We start from the raw sequence: 19328 nt of genomic DNA on the forward strand, positions 1-19328 counted from the left end.
AGCTTCACGATCGATCACGGTGACTTCATGACCCGCGCCGGCGAGATAATAGGCGCTCGTCACGCCGACGACGCCACTGCCCAGAACGACGACTCGCATAGCTGCTCCACTCCAGTAGATTGCGGGGCACGCGTCGCACCTTCATTTTTTGTGTCGATTCGCCGACGCCGGCGATTAACAACGTGATATGCGGAATGCCCAGTGTTATCCGCTATACTATTGGCGATGAGGTAGGTTTTGTTATCGTATTTCTTCGATTTTTAGTAATAACATGAGAACCCAGCGCCAACCGGTCCGCTCGCTCGACAAAATCGACCACAAGATCCTGCGCATCCTGCAACTGGATGGCCGTGTCGCGATGAAAGACCTCGCGGAACAGGTCGGTCTTTCGGTTACGCCTTGCATTGAACGCGTCAAGCGAATGGAGCGCGACGGCGTGATCACCGGCTACTACGCGCGCGTGAATCCGGCCGAACTGGGTGCGGCGCTGCTGGTCTTCGTCGAAATCACGCTCGATCACAAAAGCGGCAACATGTTCGACCAGTTCCGGCGCGAGGTGCAGAAGATTCCGGAAGTGCTGGAATGCCATCTGGTGTCGGGCGATTTCGACTATCTGATCAAAGCGCGCATCGGCGAAATGGCCGACTACCGGAAACTGCTCGGCGACATCCTGCTGCAATTGCCCGGCGCGGTGCAGTCGAAGAGCTATGTGGTGATGGAGGAGATCAAGGAGACGCTGACGATTGCCGTAGGCGATTGACACACCCGTGTCAGGTCGTTGTCTCCGGTTGTTCCCTGGCAGTCCATTCGCCGCCTCGACAAACGGCGTAAACACTGTATATTTGTACAGGTATTTCGTTGCTTTCAGTGTGCAACCTTGAACGACGCCGATTCCGACCGCTTGTCCCGTCCATCGTACGATCCCTCGTGCGACTCCTCGTCCGGTCCCGACCGCGAGTTTCCGGTCGCGCCGCCTGCGCCCCGCAAAGGGCGCGGCGCGGTGACGAACCTGCAAGGCCGCTACGAAGTGGATCAGCGCGAGACGGTGGACGACGGCTGGGCCACGTATACGTCGCCCGGTGAGGACAGCGAAAGTCCCGCACTGCGTACGCAAGTGTTCGACGAGCGGGCGAAGAGCATCCTGACGCACAACGTATCGCCGGACATCCCGTTTAGCGTGTCGCTCAATCCGTATCGCGGCTGCGAGCACGGCTGCATTTACTGCTTTGCGCGCCCGACGCACAGCTATCTGGGCTTGTCGCCGGGGCTCGATTTCGAAAGCCGGATCTATGCGAAGGTCAACGCGCCGGAGCTGCTCGCGCGCGAGCTGTCGAAAAAGAACTACGTGCCCGAGCCGATCGCACTCGGTGTCAATACCGACGCGTGGCAACCCGTCGAGCGTGATTTGCGCATTACGCGGCGTGTGATCGAAGTGCTGCGTGAGCGCCATCATCCGTTTGCCGCGATCACCAAGTCGTCGCTGATCGAGCGCGAACTCGACCTGCTCGTGCCGATGGCCGAGCGTGGCCAGGTGATGGCGGCCATCACGATCACGACGCTCGATGCGGACATCGCCCGCACGCTCGAGCCTCGCGCGGCAACACCGTCGCGGCGTCTGCGCACGATCCGTACGCTTGCCGACGCTGGCGTGCCAGTCGGCGTCAGCATTGCGCCGATCATTCCGTTCGTCACCGAGCCGGATATGGAGCGGGTCCTCGAGGCCTGCGCGCAAGCGGGCGCGACCAGTGCAAGCTATATCGTGTTGCGTTTGCCGTGGGAGGTTGCGCCGCTATTCAAGGACTGGCTTGCCGCGCACTTTCCGGACCGCGCGGACCGCGTGATGAGCCGCGTACGCGATATGCGCGGCGGCAAGGACTACGATGCGTCGTTCGCGCGCCGGATGAAAGGTGAGGGGCTTTGGGCCGATCTGCTGAAGCAGCGCTTTGCGAAGGCGACGCGACGGCTTGGCTTGAACGCACGCCATCACGGCATCCTGGATATGTCGCAGTTTCGCCGCGTTGAGCCTGCGCCGCGGCCCGCCGCGGACGACGCGCAGCTGGATCTGTTCTAGGCGGGCGGGCCGGCGGCGGCCAGCCTGCCAGGGCTCGCGGGCTTATCCAACGGTGCGTCGACCGCGCGTCGACTATTGCGACAGCGACCTGGCCGCTTCGACCTGCGATTCGAAATACGTTTGAAACGTCAGCGCGAGACCCGTCATCAGCAGGAATGCGCCGATCAGCAGCGAAAAGATCACGACGAAGATCACCGCCCAACCGGACTCGCTTTCGCGCCCGGTGTGCGCGTTGAACTGCGCGTCCCATTTCTCGTCGGGGCGCAGCCCGTAGACGATGGCGGCCAGAAATGCGGCAAACAGCGAGATCGCGCCCGGAACCACGAGCACCCAGCCGAGCATCGACGCGCGCTCGGTGACCATCAACAGCAGGAAACCCGGCACGCCGATCAGCATGCCGACGAGGTGCGCCCAGCCGAACACGTCGCGGGCGCCATACAGGTAGAAGCGATGCGCACCGAGCGAGCCGAAGAAGAACGCAAGCGCGGCGGTAAGGGTTTTGGAGCGGAAACGCGCGGGATGCGAAGCAGTGGACATGAAAGTAAGCAGCGGGATGACGGGCGGCGCAGCCCGGTGGCATGAGCGCCGACGCGCATTCTACGCCGCGCGCATCCCGCTGGTCAGATGGTGTGACGACGCGGGCGGCCGGGAGGCGTGGTCAGACAGTTGTTCAAACGTTTTTGACGGGCGGCAGTCGTGGGCGGTTTGTCGTGGCCAGCTGTCGTGCCCAGTTGTCATTACGCAGCATGAGATAATCCCGCGCGCTCACTTTCCTCCGGTAAGTGTTTGTTATGGCGTCGCTTTCCAGCTATAATCGCGTGTTTCAGTAGTTCGAACCCGGTTTTCAAGGACTTTAAGTATGGTCATCATCCGCTTGGCTCGTGGCGGCTCGAAGAAGCGCCCGTTCTACAACATCGTCGCTACCGATTCGCGTAACCGCCGTGACGGCCGTTTCATCGAGCGTATCGGCTTTTACGACCCGATCGCGACCAAGGGCGAAGCGCTGCGCATCGCGCAAGACCGCCTGACCCACTGGCAAAGCGTTGGCGCGCAGCTGTCGGAAACGGTTCAGCGTCTCGTGAGGCAAGCGCAAAAGGCGCATCCGGCTGCTTAATGACAGTCGGTATGGGCATCGGCCGCCAGCCGCACACGCCGCAGGCGTCGTGGGGGCAGTCCGATGCACGGGTTTTACGGGTGTCAGCAGGGAGGCCGGCTGATGTCCGCGCATGATGCAGACGGTTCGGGTCGCGCAAAAGCGTCATCTGGTGCGTCGTTTGGGGTGTTTGCCCGCAAGTCCGCCGCGGCGCCCGCTGCCCAGCAGCAGGCGATGCAGGCTGAATCGGCCGAAAGCTGGCCGGACGACGCGATCGAAGTCGGCGCGATCGTCGATGCTTACGGTCTCAAAGGCTGGGTCAAGGTCGCCGCTCATGCGAGCGTCGGCCAGGGCGGTGATGCATTGCTCAATGCAAAGCGCTGGTGGCTGCTGAAGACGCAACCGCGGGGGCAACAGCAAGCGCATGAGCGCAAGTCAGCCCCGGTCGGGCAGGCGAAAGTGCACGGCGACAGCGTGGTCGCGCAACTGGGCGGTTCCGACGGTCGGGATGCGGCGCTTCTGCTGCGCGGCTATCGCGTGTACGTACGCCGCAGCGACTTTCCGGCGCTGGCCGCCGACGAGTATTACTGGGTCGATCTGCTCGGCCTTGACGTCGTCAACGAGGCGGGCGTCGAACTGGGCAAGGTGGCCGACATGATCGACAACGGCGCGCAGTCAGTGTTGCGCATCGAATATCCGGCCACCGGCAAAGACGGCAAGCCGGTAATCGGCGAACGACTGATTCCGTTCGTCGGTGTCTTTGTGAAGACGGTGGATCAGGCGGCGAAACGCATCATCGTCGACTGGGAAGCCGATTACTGAATCATTCGCTGAATGGGGAGAGCGATGCAGTTCGATGTCGTCACGCTCTTTCCGGACATGTTTCGCGCGCTGACCGACTGGGGCATCACGAGCCGCGCGGCGAAACAGCAGCGCTTCGGGTTGCGGACGTGGAATCCGCGCGATTTCACCACCGACAACTACCGTACGGTCGACGATCGTCCGTACGGCGGTGGTCCCGGCATGGTGATGTTGGCCAGACCGCTCGAAGACGCGATCGGCGCGGCGAAAGCGGCGCAGGCGCTGCAGGGTATCACCGGCTCGCGCGTGGTGATGATGTCGCCGCAGGGCGCGACGCTCGATCACAGCGGCGTGATGCGCTTTGTCGCGCAACCGGGTCTGATCCTGCTATGCGGTCGGTACGAAGCGATCGACCAGCGGCTGATCGAGCGCTGTGTCGATGAGGAAGTGAGTCTCGGCGACTTCGTGCTGTCTGGCGGAGAGCTCCCCGCGATGGCGTTGATGGACGCCGTCGTACGCCAGTTGCCGGGTGTGCTGAACGATGCGCAGTCGGCCGTGCAGGACAGTTTCGTCGATGGTTTGCTGGACTGTCCGCACTACACGCGGCCCGAAGATTATCAGGGCGTGCGCGTGCCCGATGTGCTGCTAGGCGGCCATCATGCGGAAATCGAGCAGTGGCGCCGGCACGAAGCGCTGCGCAATACGCTCGAAAAGCGGCCCGATCTGATCAAACGGGCGCGCACGAACAAGTTGTTGAGCCGTGCCGACGAGGCGTGGCTTGCAAGTCTCGCGAACGAAGCGTCAAAGGCCTGACCGGAAGGCGAAGGCCGGGCGGCGCGTGACGCGAGATCCAGGCGGGGCCGTCCATGCGTGGACGGTTCCAGTTGTGAATCCATCCTCTATCGGGGCCGTAGCCGGGTCGCAGTCACCAGCCAGGCAGGTACGAACGCCGACAAGATGGCATAAGGAGTCAATCGTGAATCTGATTGCAAAACTCGAGCAGGAAGAAATCGAGCGCGCGCTCGCTGGCAAGACCATTCCCGACTTCGCCCCGGGCGATACGGTGGTCGTCAACGTGAACGTCGTCGAAGGTAACCGCAAGCGTGTCCAGGCGTATGAAGGCGTCGTGATCGCGAAGCGTAACCGTGGCCTCAACTCGGCATTCATCGTCCGCAAGATCTCGTCGGGCGAAGGCGTCGAGCGTACGTTCCAGACGTACTCGCCGTTGCTCGCGAGCATCGTCGTGAAGCGTCGCGGCGATGTGCGCCGCGCAAAGCTGTACTACCTGCGCGAGCGTTCGGGCAAGTCGGCGCGGATCAAGGAAAAGCTGGTGTCGAAAGACCGCGCTGCACAGGAGTAAAAGCTGTAAGGAAAAGCACCCGTTCTGGGTGCTTTTTTCATGGGTGGTTCAAAATAGCGACGTGTCCCCGACGTTTCTATCCACGCTCGCTACGAGAGTTACATTGTCCCGTCCCGTTCGTCCCGTTCGTCCCACTCGTCCCATTCGTCCGGCCTTTAAGCCCGAGTCTTTGCCCATCGAATCGACGGGCGCCGATCTGCCTGCGGTGATACCCGATCGTCTGACCCCGGACGGCTTGCGCGCACGCTTCGAGCAGCGTTTGCGCTGGGAACCGGAGCCCCGTGAGGTGCGCTGGAACGAAGACACCGACCCGCGCGTCGCCGCCGTGTTGATTCCGCTGGTGGAGCGCGACTCAGGCCTGACCGTGCTGCTGACGCAGCGAGCCGACCACCTGAGCGACCATGCGGGGCAGGTGAGCTTCCCGGGCGGTCGGCATGAACCGACCGATGCGAACACCATCGCGACCGCGCTGCGCGAGGCACAGGAAGAAGTGAGCCTCGATCCGGCACGCGTCGAAGTACTCGGCGCGCTACCCGACTATCTGACGAGCACCGGCTTTTACGTGACGCCCGTGGTCGGCCTCGTGCATCCGCCGTTCACGTTGCACGCCGATACGCTCGAAGTGGCCGATATCTTCGAAGTGCCGCTCGCGTTCCTGATGAATCCGGCGAACCATCAGGTGCGCGTGTTGCGCTGGGAGCAGGGCGAACGTCGCTTTTTTGCAATGCCCTATCCGCGTGCCGAAGAAGAGGTGGCCGGCGGCCATTACTTTATCTGGGGTGCAACGGCCGGCATGTTACGCAATTTTTATCGCTTCCTCGCGGCCTGATCGCGAGGAAGCGTGTCCGGACGTGCAAACGTTGGCGCGCGCGTTGTCAGTTTGTAATCACAGCGGGTGAGACACATCCGACCCTGTGCTATCGTACGGATCGAAAGCGAAGGTCGTATGTAAAACCCGGCGAAACTCGCAATAACTCGAATAGCACGGCGCATCGCATGACTTTTTTTTCCGTATTGCTGGCTCTGATTCTCGAACAGGTCCGTGCGTTGTCGCCGAGCAACCCGATCGCGTCATTGCTGCAGTACCACGCGGAATCGACGGCACACGGTTTCGACGCGGGCAAGGAAAGGCATGGCGTGCTTGCGTGGCTGGTCGTCGTGCTGCCGTGGACGCTGGTGGTCGGCCTGATCTACTTCGTGCTGTACCAAATCCACTTCGTGCTCGCGTTCCTGTGGAACGTCGTGATTGTCTACTTCACGCTCGGCTTCCGGCAGTTCAGCCACTATTTCACCGACATCCATCTCGCGCTGAATAACGACGACGTGCCGCGCGCGCGGGAAGTTCTCAATGAATGGACCGGGATCGACACGGTCGATATGCCGGTCAGCGAGATCGTGCGCCATACGCTGATTCACGCGGTGATCGCATCACACCGGCACGTGTTCGGCGTGTTCTTCTGGTTTCTGGTGCCGATCGGTCCGGCCGGCGCGGTGCTGTATCGCGTTGCCGAGTACCTGTCGCGCGCGTGGTCGCAGCCGGTCGAGGAGCGTACCGCTGCGTTCTCGACGTTCGCGCAGCGCGCGTTCTTCGTGATCGACTGGCTGCCGGCGCGCTTGACGTCGCTGGGCTTTGCGATCGTCGGCAACTTCGAGGATGCGATCTACGCGTGGCGCAATCATGCGCGCCAATGGCCCGACCCGAACGACGGCGTGCTGCTCGCGGCCGGCAGCGGCGCGCTCGGGGCACGCCTGTCCGGCCCGCTGGCCGAGGTATCGAGCCTTGACGCGCTCGCGACCGGCGATGGCGGACCGATGACGGTCGGCGATGACTGTACGCCGCGTACGCTGCAATCGGCCGTGGGCCTCGTGTGGCGTGCGGTGATTCTGTGGATGATCCTGCTGCTGATGCTGACGATCTCGGTGTGGTTATCCTGAGCCCGAAGCGCGCGCCACGCGCGCGATCCCGCCGCGCCGTCACCCGTCAAGCGGATTGCGTGGCGTCCCGCACTGCCAGCATACGGTGAACTGCGCTTCGAGCGTTTCCCCGCAATGACCGCAGCGCCAGCCAGGTGCCCCCGCCGCCGGCCCACGCGATGCCGCGTCAATCAACCGCCTTGCCAGCGCTTCGTCACGTTCGTCGACGAGCCATAACTCCGGCGCGCACTGTTCGGCCGGAATTTCCCCTAACGCGCCGTTCAGATAGCGGTTATGCAGTTCGGATGCGATACCCGCGGTCGCCAGCAGATTGACCCAATGCTGGCCGATGATCACGTTCGGCGCGCGCAGCAGCTTCAGCATGGATCAGCGCACTACCTGGCTTGCCTCATGCACGAGCTGCGCATACAGCGCATGGCGCTCGCGTGCGATGCGGCCGTCGGCGATCGCTGCGAGAATCGCACAGCCTGGCTCGTGCAGATGATGGCAGTTGTAGAACCGGCAATGCCCGAGCAGCGGCCGGAATTCGGGGAACGCGCGCTCCAGCCGGCCTTCGGTCAGATGATGAAGGCCGAATTCCTGGAAGCCGGGTGAGTCGATCAGCGCAGCGCTGCGTTGCTCGTGATTCTGTTCGTGAGTTGGCTCGCGAATTTGCACGTGATCCGGCAACGGATAGAGACGCGTGAACGTGGTGGTATGCCGGCCGCTATTGAGCGCTGTCGAGATTTCGCGCGTCGCGGCTTCCGCGTCGGGCACGATCAGATTCACGAGCGTCGATTTACCCATCCCGGACTGACCCAGCAGCAGCGTCGCATGACCGTGCAAATGCGCGATGAGCATCGCGCGCGCGGCGTCCGGCTGCGTCCTGATCGACATTTCGAGCACCGTATAGCCGAGTCCGCGATAGCGCTCGAGACGCTGCCGCGCGAGCGGCAGCGCCGCCTCGACGTCGGTCTTGTTCAGCACGATCAGGGGCTTCAGTTCGTTCGCTTCGGCGGCGACCAGCGCACGGCCGAGCAGGTCTTCGCTGAAATGCGGTTCGGTGGCGAGCACGATCAGCAACTGATCGAGGTTCGCCGCGAACAGCTTCGATTTGTACTGGTCGGACCGGTACAGCAGATTGCGCCGTTCACCGATCTCGACGATCACACCCTGGTCTGCCGATGTCATTTCGTAAACCACGTGATCGCCGACCGCGACCTCGCTGCGCTTGCCGCGTGGAAAGCATTGCAGCAGCGCGCCGCCGTGCGCCGGTGCGACGATGTAGTGGCGCCCATGTGCGGCGATGACAAGCCCGCGCTCGCGGCTTTGGGGCTGCGTGGCCGCCGTTGCCGGGCCCTTTCCCAGGCGATTCGCCAGGCGGCCGCTCATGCGTGCGGCAACAGGCGGTCGATCCGCTGTGACGCGGGCGGATGCGAATAGTAGAACGCGGTGTACAGCGGATCGGGCGTAAGCGTCGACGCGTTGTCCTCATAGAGCTTCACGAGCGCGCTGACGAGGTCTTTCGCATCGGTTTGCGTCGCGGCGAACGCATCGGCTTCGAACTCATGTTTGCGCGAGCTCAGGCTGCCAAGCGGCGTGATGAAGAACAGGAATACCGGCACCGCGAGGAAGAACAGCACGAGCGCGAGCGCATCATTGCTGCCGGTCAGCGACGGCCGCACGCCGAGCCCTTCGTAGAACCACACGCGCTGCGTCAGCCAGCCGAGCAGCGCGAGCATCGCGAGACTCAGCACGAAAGTGACGACCATCCGCTTGATCACGTGACGGCGTTTGAAGTGGCCGAGCTCATGCGCGAGCACCGCCTCGATTTCGCTGCCGGATAGGCGCGCCAGCAGCGTATCGAAGAACACGATGCGCTTCGCGGCGCCGAAGCCGGTGAAGTATGCGTTGCCATGTGCGGAGCGGCGGCTGCCGTCCATCACGAAAAGGCCCTTCGCGGCGAATCCGCAGCGCTTCATTAGCGCTTCGATACGGCTTTTCAGCGCATCGTCCTTCAGCGGTTCGAACTTGTTGAAAATGGGCGCGATCAGCGTCGGGTACAGCACCAGCACGAGCATCTGGAACGCGACCCAGACGATCCACGTCCACAGCCACCAGAGGCTGCCCGCCTGGTCCATCAGCCACAGCACGACGAACAGCAGCGGCAGACCGAACGCGGCGCCGAGCAGGATGCCCTTCACGCGGTCCGCGAAGAAGATGCGCTTCGTCATCCGGTTAAAGCCGAAGCGCTCCTCGACGCCGAACTGCCGGTAGTAATCGAACGGCAGGTCGATGATGCCCGTGATCGCGACGACCGCCGCAACCAGCACGATCTGGCCGATATAGCCACGCCCGAGCCAGCCGGAAATGCCCAGATCGAGCAGTTGCACGCCGCCTAGCAGGGTGAGCGCGATCAGCACAACCGCGCTGACGACGATTTCCGCCATCGTCAGCCGCGTGCGCTCGACCGTGTAGTCGGCGGCGCGCTGGTGCGCGCTCAGCGGAATCTTCGCGGAGAACTGCGGCGGCACGCGATCGCGGTGCGCCGCGACGAAGCGGATCTGTCGCGAGGCGAGCCACAGCTTCGTCGCGACCATCGCCAGTACGGCGATCACGAACAGAATGGAGAAGTACACAATGGGCATCCGGAAGTCCGTGGTAACTATGCGACAATTATAGGGTTGTTCGTCCCGGCGGGCGCCGCTGTCGCGAGTCATGCCGCTGGATTCTCATCTGACACCGCCTCCCATGACCGATATCCTCGACTCCGCCGCCGCGCCGCTCGTGCGCAGCGAAATGAACCTCATCTGGCTGGACATGGAAATGACCGGGCTCGATCCGGACAACGACCGTATCATCGAAATCGCGGTCGTCGTCACGAATTCGCAGCTCGACAAGGTGGTCGAAGGCCCGGTTATCGCCATTCATCAGAGCGACGAAACGCTGGGCAAGATGGATGAGTGGAACCGCAACACGCACGGCCGTTCGGGCCTGATCGACCGGGTGCGCGCGTCCGCGATCGGCGAGGCCGAAGCCGCTGCGCAGATCCGCGCGTTTCTCGGCGCCTACGTGCCACCCGGCAAATCGCCGATGTGCGGCAACTCGATCTGCCAGGACCGTCGCTTCATGGCCCGCTGGATGCCCGAGCTCGAAGCATTTTTCCATTATCGGAACCTCGACGTCAGCACGCTGAAAGAACTTTGCCGGCGCTGGCAGCCGGCGATCTACAAAGGATTCCAGAAGCGCGCGATGCATACCGCGCTTGCGGATATTCATGAATCGATCGACGAATTGCGTTACTACCGGCAGCATTTTCTGATTCCGGCGGCAAGTGACCCGGTGACGGAAGCGCCGGCGAAATGACCGCTGGGTAACCACCGACTAACCGCAGACCCGCCGCAAGCGAGCAGCAAACCAAGCGCAAACCAACCACAAACCCTTCGCATTCAGCGCGGCGCACGCACTGCGTTCTTCGGCCGGAACGCGGCCAGCACCGCCGGGTTCGTCTCCATGTACGGCCCGCCGATCAGATCGATGCAGTACGGCACCGCGGCGAAAATGCCCGGCACCTTGACCTTGCCGTCCGCGTCGCGCAAGCCTTCGAGCGTCTCACGAATCGACTTCGGCTGTCCTGGCAGGTTGACGATCAGCGCCGCGCGCGTGGGCGTCTCGCGGATCACCGCGACTTGCCGCGACAGGATCGCGGTCGGCACGAAGTTCAGGCTGATCTGCCGCATCTGCTCGCCGAAACCCGGCATTTCCTTCGTTCCCGCCGCGAGCGTCGCCTCGGGTGTCACGTCGCGCCGTGCCGGGCCCGTGCCACCAGTGGTCAGCACGAGGTCGCAACCGGCCTCGTCGACCAGTTCGATCAACGTCGCGGTGATGGTCGGCGCGTCGTCCTGGATCAGGCGTTTCACGCTGCGCCACGGCGACGTCAGCGCGCTGCCCAGCCATTCCTCAAGCGACGGAATACCCTTGTCCTCGTACACGCCGCTGCTCGCGCGGTCGCTGATCGAAACGAGGCCGACGATCAGCTCGTCGGAATGGGCATTCGGATGGTTAGGTGTGGGAGTCGTCATCGTCGTCGTCCTCGGCGGCGGAACCGGTGTCGACACCGGCATCGCTGGCGGCGCCATGCACGCCGCCCGCCTGCTTGATCCACTGGAACAGTTCGCGGAAGTAGCGCGGCGGCTTGCCGAGCTGTGCTTCCCTACGCGCATTGCGAATCAGCGTGCGGCCTTCCTGCGCATCCGCGGAAGGATGCTGGCGGATGAATTCGGTCAGCGCCGCGTCGTTCGCGAGCAGCGCTTCGCGCGTACGCTCGATCCAGTGCAGCTTCGCGGTTTCGGCGCGGTTCGCGCCGTTGTAGATTTCGAGCGCGGCGCGCAGCGCGGCGGTTTCGTCGTCGGTCAGCGAGCGCATCACTCGTCCGACGTATTGAACCTGCCGGCGCTTGCCTTCGTGGTCGGTGATGCGGCGCGCCGCATCGACCGCTTCGCCAAGCGCTTCAGGCATCGGCATGCGCTTTAACGCATCTTTCGGCAGTTCGATAAGCTCAACGCCCAGCGCCTGCAATGCGTGCATGTCGCGCTTCAGTTGCGACTTGCTCGGGCGATCGTAACCGTGGTCGTCTTCGACGGCCGGGCTCGCCATAGGTTGAGTACGGGTTTTGCGTGTCATGCCCGATATTGTAACGTGCGAGATTCGGGCAGTTGCTGCGCCCGCGCGCGGCGCGTACCCCGACCGGCGCATCGTCTGTTGCAAAGGCCAGGTGCGCTTGCGCGGACCTTGCTATGATCCCGAGATGCGCAGTGACTCGCAGACATCGCAGTGCAAGCCGTGGTGCAAGTGCCAGGCCAACGGGAGACGCACACGCGAGCCGCCATCACGGCGCAAGCCGATGCGACGCTGACGAACCGGTATGTCGCGCAAGACATCAGAGGTAGCAAGCACGCCCGATTGAAATCCGACCGTGGCGGGCGCAAGTATGAGCAGGCCGGCTTGAACCGACATCGGGCTGGCATCGGATACAGCATCGGACACAGCATCAGGCAGACACGAATCCGCGCAACCCGACGCGCAAACCGGCGCAACCCAGTGCGTAACCGCAAGGCGGGCAGCGCCCCGCCCAGTACGCCAACCCAGGACGGCAATGACAATGGCAGCAGACATCGACATCGAAGCCCGGCAACGTTTCTTTCCGCATACTCAGGATGAACTGAAGCAGATTGCGTCGGACATCCTTCGCCACGCGAAGTCGCTCGGCGCAAGCGACGCGGCGACCGAGATTTCCGAAGGCGACGGTTTGTCGGTCTCGGTGCGCCGTGGCGAGGTCGAGACGATCGAGCACAACCGCGACAAGATGGTCGGCGTGACGGTGTTTATCGGCAACAAGCGCGGCAACGCAAGCACCTCGGACTTCACCCCGGAAGCGCTGAAGGATACGGTGACCGCCGCCTACAACATCGCGCGCTTCACGGCCGAGGACGACTGTGCGGGCCTCGCGGAAGAGGAATTGCTCGAAAAGGCGCCGCGCGACCTCGATCTGTATCACCCGTGGAATCTGTCCGCCGACGAGGCGGTTGAGATCGCGCGCCGCGCGGAAGACGCCGCCTTCGCGACCGACGCGCAGATCCGCAACTCGGAAGGCGCGAGCGTATCCGCGCAGCATTCGCAGTTTGTGCTCGGCACGACGCGCGGCTTTCTTGCCGGGTATCCGTATTCGCGGCACTACGTCGCCTGCGCGCCGATCGCGGGCAGCGGCCGCAACATGCAGCGTGACGACTGGTACACGTCGAAGCGCAGCGCGGCGGAACTGGCCGAGCCGGAAGCGGTGGGCCGCTACGCGGCCGAACGCGCGCTTGCCCGCATGGGAGCAACCGGCCTTGACACGCGCAAGGTGCCGGTGCTGTTCGAAGCGCCGCTCGCGGCGGGACTGCTCGGCGCATTCGTGCAGGCGACGAGCGGCGGCGCGCTGTATCGCAAGACGTCGTTTCTCGTCGACAGCCTCGGTAAGCCGGTCTTCGCGCCGCATGTGCAGATCGTCGAAGACCCGCATGTGCCGCGCGCCATGGGCAGCGCGCCGTTCGACGAAGAGGGCGTGCGCACGCGCCAGCGCTCGGTCGTGAAGGACGGCGTGGTCGAAGGCTATTTTCTGTCGACTTACTCGGCGCGCAAGCTCGGTATGCCGACCACCGGCAATGCGGGTGGCTCGCACAACCTGTCGTTGCGAAGCTCGCTTACCCATCCCGGCGACGATTTCGACGCGATGCTGAAGAAGCTCGGCACGGGTCTGTTGCTGACCGAGCTGATGGGGCAGGGCGTCAACTACGTAACCGGCGACTATTCGCGCGGCGCGTCCGGCTTCTGGGTCGAGAACGGCAAGATCCAGTATCCGGTCGAAGAGATTACCGTCGCGAGCACGCTGCAGGAGATGTTCCGGCATATCGTCGCGATTGGCGCCGACACGATCGTGCGCGGCACCAAGCAGACCGGTTCGGTGCTGATCGAACGGATGACGATAGCGGGGCAGTGACGCGTCCCGTTGCGTCACGGCGGGACGGTTGTCGGGCTTCACAGGCCCGCTGCACAGCCCGTCTGCAAGGCCCATCTGAGAAGTTCACAAAATCGCCCCGCCGCGTGTAAGCGCAGCGGGGCGATTCTGTTTTCCGCGCTATTTTTCCCGCTATGTTCTGCGTCGATACGTGACAAACGCGTAGTCGAAGTCGTTAGGCGGATTCGCGCGATGCGGCTCGCGTGTCAATTCTTCCCAATCGTGCGGATCGGGCGCGGGAAACGTCGTATCGCCTGCGAAGTCCGCGGCGATTTCCGTGACGATCAACTTGTCCGCGTGACGCAAACCATCTTCGTAAAGCTGCGCGCCGCCGATCAGAAACGCTTCCGAAGCGTGGTCCTGCGCGGCAAGCGCGAGCGCTTCAGCGAGGCTTGTCACGGTATCGCAGCCAGCGTAGCGCCGCGTCGCGTCGCGCGACACGACGATATTGCGCCGGCCCGGCAGCACGCGGCCGATCGATTCATGGGTCTTGCGCCCCATCACGATCGGCGCGCCCATCGTCGTGCGCTTGAAAAAGGCGAGGTCTTCGGGAAGCCGCCAGGGCAGCTGGTTGTTGCGGCCGATCACGCCGTTGCGGGCGCGAGCGACGATCAGGGTCAGCGTCGTCATCGAAAGAAGCGGGAAGATCGGTTCGCAGCGATTCTACCCGACACGCGCGGTCCGCTTCGCGCAAACGCGTGACCCACTCAAAACGTTTCAATCCCGAACATCGCCTTCGCCAGGAAAGAGCGCCTTGTCGTCGCTGCCGGATTCGCGCAACCCATGCGCGCCCATCAACCGGTACAGGGTGACGCGGGAAATGCCGAGATCCGTCGCCGCTTCATTCAGCCGATGCCGATGCCGCAGCAGCGCCGCTTCGATCGCGCGTTTTTCGGCTGCTTCGCGCGCTTGTGCGAGCGTCATCGTCTGTTGCGCGCTGTAGTTCGCCAGATCGATGTCCTCGGCCGAAATCAGCTTGGTCTCCGCCATCACGATCGCGCGGCGCACACGATTGATCAGCTCGCGCACGTTGCCGGGCCAGTTGTAGTTGTACATCGCTTCGATCGCCGATGGCGTGAAGCCGCGGATCTTGCGCGCACTGTCGGTCTTGAACTTGTGCAGGATGTGATGCGCGAGAATTTCGATGTCCTTGCCGCGTGCGCGCAGCGGCGGCTCGTCGACGCGCAGCACGCACAGCCGGTGAAACAGGTCGGCGCGGAACCGGCCGTCGCGCATCGCGTCTTCGAGATCGACGTGAGTCGCCGAAATGATCCGCACGTCGACGGCGATCGATTCGTGGCCGCCGAGGCGCTCGATCTTGCCTTCCTGCAGGAAGCGCAACAGGCTCGCCTGGCTTTCCATCGGCAGGTCGCCGATTTCGTCGAGAAAGAGCGTGCCGCCGTTGGCCGATTCGACGCGACCGATCTTGCGCTGGTTCGCCCCGGTGAATGCGCCACGTTCATACCCGAACAGTTCGGACTGCAACAGATGGTGCGGAATTGCGCCGCAGTTGATCGCGACAAACGACGCACTGCGACGCGGCGAGCGCTCGTGAATCGCCACCGCGGTCAATTCCTTGCCGGTGCCCGATTCGCCGGAGATAAACACCGGCGCATCGGTGTTCGCGACCTTGCGGATCGTGCGAAACAACTGCTGCATCGCTTCACAGGTGCCGACCATCTCTTCGCCTTCGTGCACCGCATAGACCGGCACGTCGGCATCACACAGCGCAACCATGCCGAACGCATGACCAACCAGATAGTCGATCGTTGCATGCGCAACCGGCAGCTTCACGTAATCGAAGCAGTAGTGGCGAATCAGACGCCGCACTTCCGGGTCCGCCAGACGTTCCGCATTCGCGAGTGCGATCCAGCCAACCTGCTGCTGGCGCAGGCTCACTTCGAGCGCGGCCAGATCGCGGACCGCGAAGCTCGCCATATCGACGATTCCCGCACACGCGGCGTCCGGCTTCAGCAGACGGCCGATCTCATGGGCGGAGCGAGCGACCAGCACCGCCCAGCCCCGGCTCTTCAGATGCGCGACCAGCGTGTCGTCGGGCGTGCGCGCGACGTAGAGCAGCGTGCGGTCGATGCGTGCGCCCACGTCGGTCGAGTGCGTGTCATGCACGGGCGCGCCGGCTGTCGGCAGCTGCGGCGAGCGTGCGACCGACAAAGGCATGCCGCTTGCCGCAACCGCCGGCACGGAAGTCAGATGGGAGGATTCGCGCACGATCAGCCTCGTCTCAATGGCACGTCAAAAGGTGTAGGGAAAGCGCACCCCGACCACGAAGTTCGGCGCATCGGGTGTCATGCCGATCGACACCGCGCCGTTGATCGTCAGGTGCTTGTTGACCACATGGTTCAAACCGAAATTCAGCACGGCCGCCGTGGTTTGGCTACCCGGCACATCCTGGTAGCTCGCGCCCGGCGCTTTCGTTTTCGACGATGGCTCGAGCGCAAGCGTGTACGAGATGCTGGCCGAGTCCTTGTCCGAAAACGCGAGCGCGACGCCGCCGCCGATCTGTACTATGTCGCCGAGCTTCACGGTCGCCGGTTCTGTCTGGCCTTGCACCGACGAGATGTCCGCGAACGAGCGCGCCACGTTATACGTGTAAGAGAGGCTGCCGAACAGCACGATCGGGTCATACGTCTTCAGTACCGACATACCGGCCGTTATATTCCAGAAGCCGGTGCCGGTCGGCAGTTCCGACGGTGCGACGAGGTTCGTGTTGTCCGGCGTCAGCTGCACGACCTTGATGCCGAACGGCGAGGTGCCGGTCGGCGCTTTCACGCGCAGACTGCCGACCACGTCGGGAATACTGTTGGTCTCCTTCAGTATCTGGTAGTAGATACCGAAGTTGACGTCGCCGATCGCATGCGAGTTGACCGACGCATCGGACAGCGTGCTTGCCGCACCGCCCGCGCCGCCGACGATAAACGTGCTGTGACGATAGATGTACGGCACATCGACGTCGACGCTGATACGGTCGGTAAGGCCGTAGCGCGTGTCGAGGTCGGCCATCACCTGATGCGACTTCGTTTCGCCCAGATTGATGTTGCCGAGGAAAATCGCATCGAGCGCGAGGAAGCCGGACAGCTGAAGCTGGCGGCGATCGTAGTACGTGTCGCTGATACCCCAGTCGAGCGTCAGCTTGTGATCGAATAGCGGCGCGTGCTCGCGCTGTACGACCGCTTCTTCCGACTGCGTGCGTGTCGGTTCGGCCGCCTTCTGCGTCTGGCCGATCGCGCCCTCGTCGGGCGAGACCGGTGCACCCGGCGCGGTGGAGCCGGTCGCGGTCGAGCCTTCAGGCGCCGGCGGATTGACCGGTACACCGGTTGCCGTGCTGCCGCTCTGGCTGGTTGGCGCCGGCGCGCCGGGCGTGACCTGGGCAAGCGGCGGCAACGGCACCGGTAGACCGTCGGCGCCGGGTTGTTCAGCCACTGCAGTGGAGCCGGGCTCGCCGTAACCGGGCGTGCCGCGGCCGCGCTGCGCCATTTCCAGATTCGTCACCTGACGCTCGAGTGATTGAATTTGGCGCTGCTGCTCGTCGACGACGCGCATCAGCGCATTGAGCCGATCGTCCACCGACTGGTTCGTCAGGGCCTGTGCCGCTGCCCCTTGTGCCCATGCAAACATCAATGCCGCTGCCGGTATGGCTGCGAGTGCGAACCGCGGCCTCCTGGTCTTTGTATCGGCGTTCATTTTGTTATTCCCCCGGGTCATCTGGCTGCGCGTTGCTGTTGTTCTGCATCGCGCAGCGCTGTCTCCTTGCCTGCTTCACTCCTGCTTTTGTGTCATGCAGTGCGGGTGGCGGCCCGCGTCGTCTCCTGCGTTACGTCCCACTTCACCTGCTACGCAATGTTTCGCTTACTTCCTCGCGTTGATCGAGTTTTGCAGCGCCTGCAATACGCCCGCCTGACGCAGCGCGGCCGACGACATCTGCGCGCTCTGCAATTGCAATTGCAACTGGTTCGCGACCTGCTGGTTGTTGCCCGCGATTTGCAGCAGTTGCGCGATCGAGCCCGCCTGAGCGTTGCCTGGCGCGATCGATTGCGTGGCGACGCCCGCGGGCGTCTGCAGGGCGACGCTCACGCCGCCATTGCCAAACGAGATCGCGGCCTGGATACTGCCGTTCGCATTCGACGCGCTTGCGCTCGTCGCGCCATTGCCGCTTGCCGGCGGCATCCCATTGCCGGTGAAATCGATCTGCGCCGCGTTCATCCCGACATTGCTATTGCCGGCGACCTGCGTGACCTGCGATACGCCGTTGACCACGATCTGCTGGCCGCCGTTGACCGTCGCGGACGGGTCCGCGCCTGTGCGGCGGCTGTTGCCGTCGACGACGCGCGCGGTTGAATTGACGGTTGCGCTCATCTGGTTCGCCGCGTTCTGCGTGACGGCGAGCGAGCCCTGCGCGATCGCGCTGGCGCCGTTCGGCAGATTCCATTGCGACAGCAGGTTCAGAACGAAGCCGGAGACCATCTGTCCGTTCGCAAATTTGCCGGTCTGGCCGGCGAGCACATCGTCGCCGACCGCTTGCCACCTGATCGTTTCCGCTGCGCCGTCGTGTGCGGAAAGGAACGACGGCAATGGCGCCGCGCCGCCTCCTTCCGCTGCGACGGCGCCGCTTGCGAGGCCGCCCGCGGTGGCGAGTACGGCGGCTAGCAAGGCGCGGCTGAGGGTTGAGTGTTCGCGCTTCATGATTGAGCTCAGAACAGGTCTACTTTCGACAGGCCGAATTCGACAAAAGGCGTCGCGGCGGTACCGGTCGCGAGCGCGCTTGCGCGCAGCTTCAACGCCAGCGACTCGTTGTCCTGCAACAGCGGTGAATCCTCCCTGAACGGTTTGCCGACGACGGCGAATACGAGTCCGTTCCACGTCTTCGCGAAATCCTCTTCGAGCAGGATCCGGTTGCCGAGCGCAGGGTCCGCGATAAAGATGCGGCCGTTCTCGGCGTGCTTGACGATCACGAAGTGCTCATAGCCGTCGATGTTCATTAACACCATCACGGGGATCTGCAGGTGATACAACGCGTCCGTATTGACCCGGAAACCTCTGCCGCGCAGCCCGATCGTCTCGACGAACTTCTTCATGTCGAGCATCGAGAAACCGTTCTTGATCACGACCTCGGGCGTCGAAAAAACCATCATCCGGCGGATCAGTTCCGTCTCGGGGATGTCGATGCCGTAGCCGTACTTGAGGAGCGTCGCGAGCGCAGCCGCACCGCAGCTGTAGTCAAACTGCTGGTTGACGATATGGCTGTAGCGGATGTCCCTCATCGAGCGAACCGTTTTGGTCAGCGGAATACCTGCGAGGGTAGACGTATCGATGGTCGCTTGTGCGTGGGCTGTCGCACACAATGTGCAACAAGAGAACGCAAAGGCGAGCGGTAACGCCGGGAAGCGAACAAACCCGGACATGCTGGTCTCCTGTCGGAGCGAGCGCGTCAGCACTGACTCCGGTCCCGTGCTGCATGCGCCTGGTTTGCGCGTGAGCGCTTTCCGGGAGGGTTGCAGCGAATCTGCGCCGGCTG

22 protein-coding genes are annotated in these 19328 nt (G+C 63.4%); 10 read left to right on the forward strand and 12 right to left on the reverse strand.

Annotation, left to right across the window (positions count from 1 at the left end; translation table 11 throughout):
* A partial coding sequence (locus HV796_RS09660; RefSeq protein ID WP_175226260.1) for an FAD-dependent oxidoreductase occupies positions 1 to 99 on the reverse strand: 99 nt, incomplete at its 3' end.
* A 172-nt stretch (positions 100 to 271) separates the two neighbouring features.
* Here HV796_RS09660 and HV796_RS09665 point away from each other — a divergent pair.
* Positions 272 to 760, forward strand: coding sequence for an Lrp/AsnC ligand binding domain-containing protein (locus tag HV796_RS09665; RefSeq protein WP_175226261.1), 489 nt, complete (start codon positions 272 to 274; stop codon positions 758 to 760).
* 141 nt (positions 761 to 901) lie between these two features.
* The gene (locus HV796_RS09670; protein WP_175226262.1) at positions 902 to 2071 is read left to right on the forward strand and encodes a PA0069 family radical SAM protein; all 1170 of its coding nucleotides are present in this window, start codon (positions 902 to 904) and stop codon (positions 2069 to 2071) included.
* A gap of 72 nt (positions 2072 to 2143) precedes the next feature.
* On the opposite strand, the gene HV796_RS09675 is transcribed toward HV796_RS09670, so the two are convergent.
* Entirely contained in the window at positions 2144 to 2608 is a 465-nt protein-coding gene (locus HV796_RS09675; protein WP_175226263.1) for an NINE protein, read from the reverse strand.
* A gap of 322 nt (positions 2609 to 2930) precedes the next feature.
* Here HV796_RS09675 and rpsP point away from each other — a divergent pair, with 322 nt between their 5' ends.
* From rpsP to HV796_RS09705, 6 genes are all read left to right on the forward strand, one after another.
* Positions 2931 to 3185, forward strand: a complete 255-nt coding sequence (rpsP, locus tag HV796_RS09680; protein ID WP_175226264.1) for a 30S ribosomal protein S16 — start codon at positions 2931 to 2933, stop codon at positions 3183 to 3185.
* A 102-nt stretch (positions 3186 to 3287) separates the two neighbouring features.
* The gene (gene rimM / locus HV796_RS09685) at positions 3288 to 3986 is read left to right on the forward strand and encodes a ribosome maturation factor RimM (RefSeq protein WP_175226265.1); all 699 of its coding nucleotides are present in this window, start codon (positions 3288 to 3290) and stop codon (positions 3984 to 3986) included.
* 24 nt (positions 3987 to 4010) lie between these two features.
* Positions 4011 to 4778, forward strand: coding sequence for a tRNA (guanosine(37)-N1)-methyltransferase TrmD (trmD, locus tag HV796_RS09690; RefSeq protein ID WP_175226266.1), 768 nt, complete (start codon positions 4011 to 4013; stop codon positions 4776 to 4778).
* 163 nt (positions 4779 to 4941) lie between these two features.
* Positions 4942 to 5325, forward strand: coding sequence for a 50S ribosomal protein L19 (rplS, locus tag HV796_RS09695; RefSeq protein WP_175226267.1), 384 nt, complete (start codon positions 4942 to 4944; stop codon positions 5323 to 5325).
* 142 nt (positions 5326 to 5467) lie between these two features.
* Positions 5468 to 6154 carry a CoA pyrophosphatase gene (locus tag HV796_RS09700; RefSeq protein ID WP_246355793.1) on the forward strand — a complete coding sequence of 229 codons (687 nt, stop codon included), beginning with the start codon at positions 5468 to 5470 and terminating at the stop codon, positions 6152 to 6154.
* A gap of 167 nt (positions 6155 to 6321) precedes the next feature.
* Positions 6322 to 7260 (forward strand): CobD/CbiB family protein, encoded by a 939-nt coding sequence (locus HV796_RS09705; RefSeq protein WP_175226269.1) that lies wholly within the window; start codon positions 6322 to 6324, stop codon positions 7258 to 7260.
* A 39-nt stretch (positions 7261 to 7299) separates the two neighbouring features.
* On the opposite strand, the gene HV796_RS09710 is transcribed toward HV796_RS09705, so the two are convergent.
* The 3 genes from HV796_RS09710 to HV796_RS09720 are packed head-to-tail and all read right to left on the reverse strand — an operon-like array spanning position 7300 to position 9887.
* Positions 7300 to 7620 carry a putative signal transducing protein gene (locus HV796_RS09710; RefSeq protein WP_175226453.1) on the reverse strand — a complete coding sequence of 107 codons (321 nt, stop codon included), beginning with the start codon at positions 7618 to 7620 and terminating at the stop codon, positions 7300 to 7302.
* Positions 7621 to 7626: 6 nt separating this feature from the next.
* Positions 7627 to 8631: a ribosome small subunit-dependent GTPase A gene (rsgA, locus tag HV796_RS09715; protein ID WP_175226270.1), complete on the reverse strand. Its 1005-nt coding sequence runs from the start codon at positions 8629 to 8631 to the stop codon at positions 7627 to 7629.
* Positions 8628 to 9887, reverse strand: a complete 1260-nt coding sequence (locus tag HV796_RS09720) for a M48 family metallopeptidase (RefSeq protein ID WP_175226271.1) — start codon at positions 9885 to 9887, stop codon at positions 8628 to 8630. The genes rsgA and HV796_RS09720 overlap by 4 nt, the downstream gene beginning before the upstream one ends.
* Before the next feature lie 103 nt (positions 9888 to 9990).
* On the opposite strand from HV796_RS09720, the gene orn reads away from it, so the two are divergent.
* Positions 9991 to 10605 carry an oligoribonuclease gene (gene orn, locus HV796_RS09725; protein ID WP_175226272.1) on the forward strand — a complete coding sequence of 205 codons (615 nt, stop codon included), beginning with the start codon at positions 9991 to 9993 and terminating at the stop codon, positions 10603 to 10605.
* 83 nt (positions 10606 to 10688) lie between these two features.
* Here orn and mog read toward each other — a convergent pair whose 3' ends face one another.
* A complete protein-coding gene (gene mog, locus HV796_RS09730; RefSeq protein WP_175226273.1) occupies positions 10689 to 11321 on the reverse strand; it encodes a molybdopterin adenylyltransferase in 633 nt (210 codons plus the stop codon).
* Positions 11302 to 11922 carry a ribosome biogenesis factor YjgA gene (gene yjgA / locus HV796_RS09735; RefSeq protein WP_281369768.1) on the reverse strand — a complete coding sequence of 207 codons (621 nt, stop codon included), beginning with the start codon at positions 11920 to 11922 and terminating at the stop codon, positions 11302 to 11304. Before yjgA ends, mog begins: the two co-directional genes overlap by 20 nt.
* A 478-nt stretch (positions 11923 to 12400) precedes the next feature.
* On the opposite strand from yjgA, the gene pmbA reads away from it, so the two are divergent.
* Positions 12401 to 13777 (forward strand): metalloprotease PmbA, encoded by a 1377-nt coding sequence (gene pmbA / locus HV796_RS09740; protein ID WP_175226274.1) that lies wholly within the window; start codon positions 12401 to 12403, stop codon positions 13775 to 13777.
* Between the two features lie 150 nt (positions 13778 to 13927).
* Here pmbA and HV796_RS09745 read toward each other — a convergent pair whose 3' ends face one another.
* The 5 genes from HV796_RS09745 to HV796_RS09765 all read right to left on the reverse strand — a co-directional run bounded on the left by HV796_RS09745 (position 13928) and on the right by HV796_RS09765 (position 19215).
* Positions 13928 to 14425: a dihydrofolate reductase gene (locus HV796_RS09745; protein WP_175226275.1), complete on the reverse strand. Its 498-nt coding sequence runs from the start codon at positions 14423 to 14425 to the stop codon at positions 13928 to 13930.
* Between the two features lie 87 nt (positions 14426 to 14512).
* Positions 14513 to 15973 carry a sigma 54-interacting transcriptional regulator gene (locus tag HV796_RS09750; RefSeq protein WP_175226455.1) on the reverse strand — a complete coding sequence of 487 codons (1461 nt, stop codon included), beginning with the start codon at positions 15971 to 15973 and terminating at the stop codon, positions 14513 to 14515.
* A gap of 75 nt (positions 15974 to 16048) precedes the next feature.
* The gene (locus tag HV796_RS09755) at positions 16049 to 17497 is read right to left on the reverse strand and encodes a hypothetical protein (protein WP_175226276.1); all 1449 of its coding nucleotides are present in this window, start codon (positions 17495 to 17497) and stop codon (positions 16049 to 16051) included.
* A 165-nt stretch (positions 17498 to 17662) separates the two neighbouring features.
* Positions 17663 to 18496 (reverse strand): peptidase C39, encoded by an 834-nt coding sequence (locus HV796_RS09760; protein WP_175226277.1) that lies wholly within the window; start codon positions 18494 to 18496, stop codon positions 17663 to 17665.
* Between the two features lie 8 nt (positions 18497 to 18504).
* The gene (locus HV796_RS09765; RefSeq protein WP_175226278.1) at positions 18505 to 19215 is read right to left on the reverse strand and encodes a C39 family peptidase; all 711 of its coding nucleotides are present in this window, start codon (positions 19213 to 19215) and stop codon (positions 18505 to 18507) included.
* Positions 19216 to 19328 lie beyond the last annotated feature (113 nt).

The sequence above is a fragment of the Paraburkholderia humisilvae genome, from assembly GCF_902859855.1.
In the GTDB taxonomy this organism is placed as follows: Bacteria; Pseudomonadota; Gammaproteobacteria; order Burkholderiales; family Burkholderiaceae; genus Paraburkholderia; species Paraburkholderia humisilvae.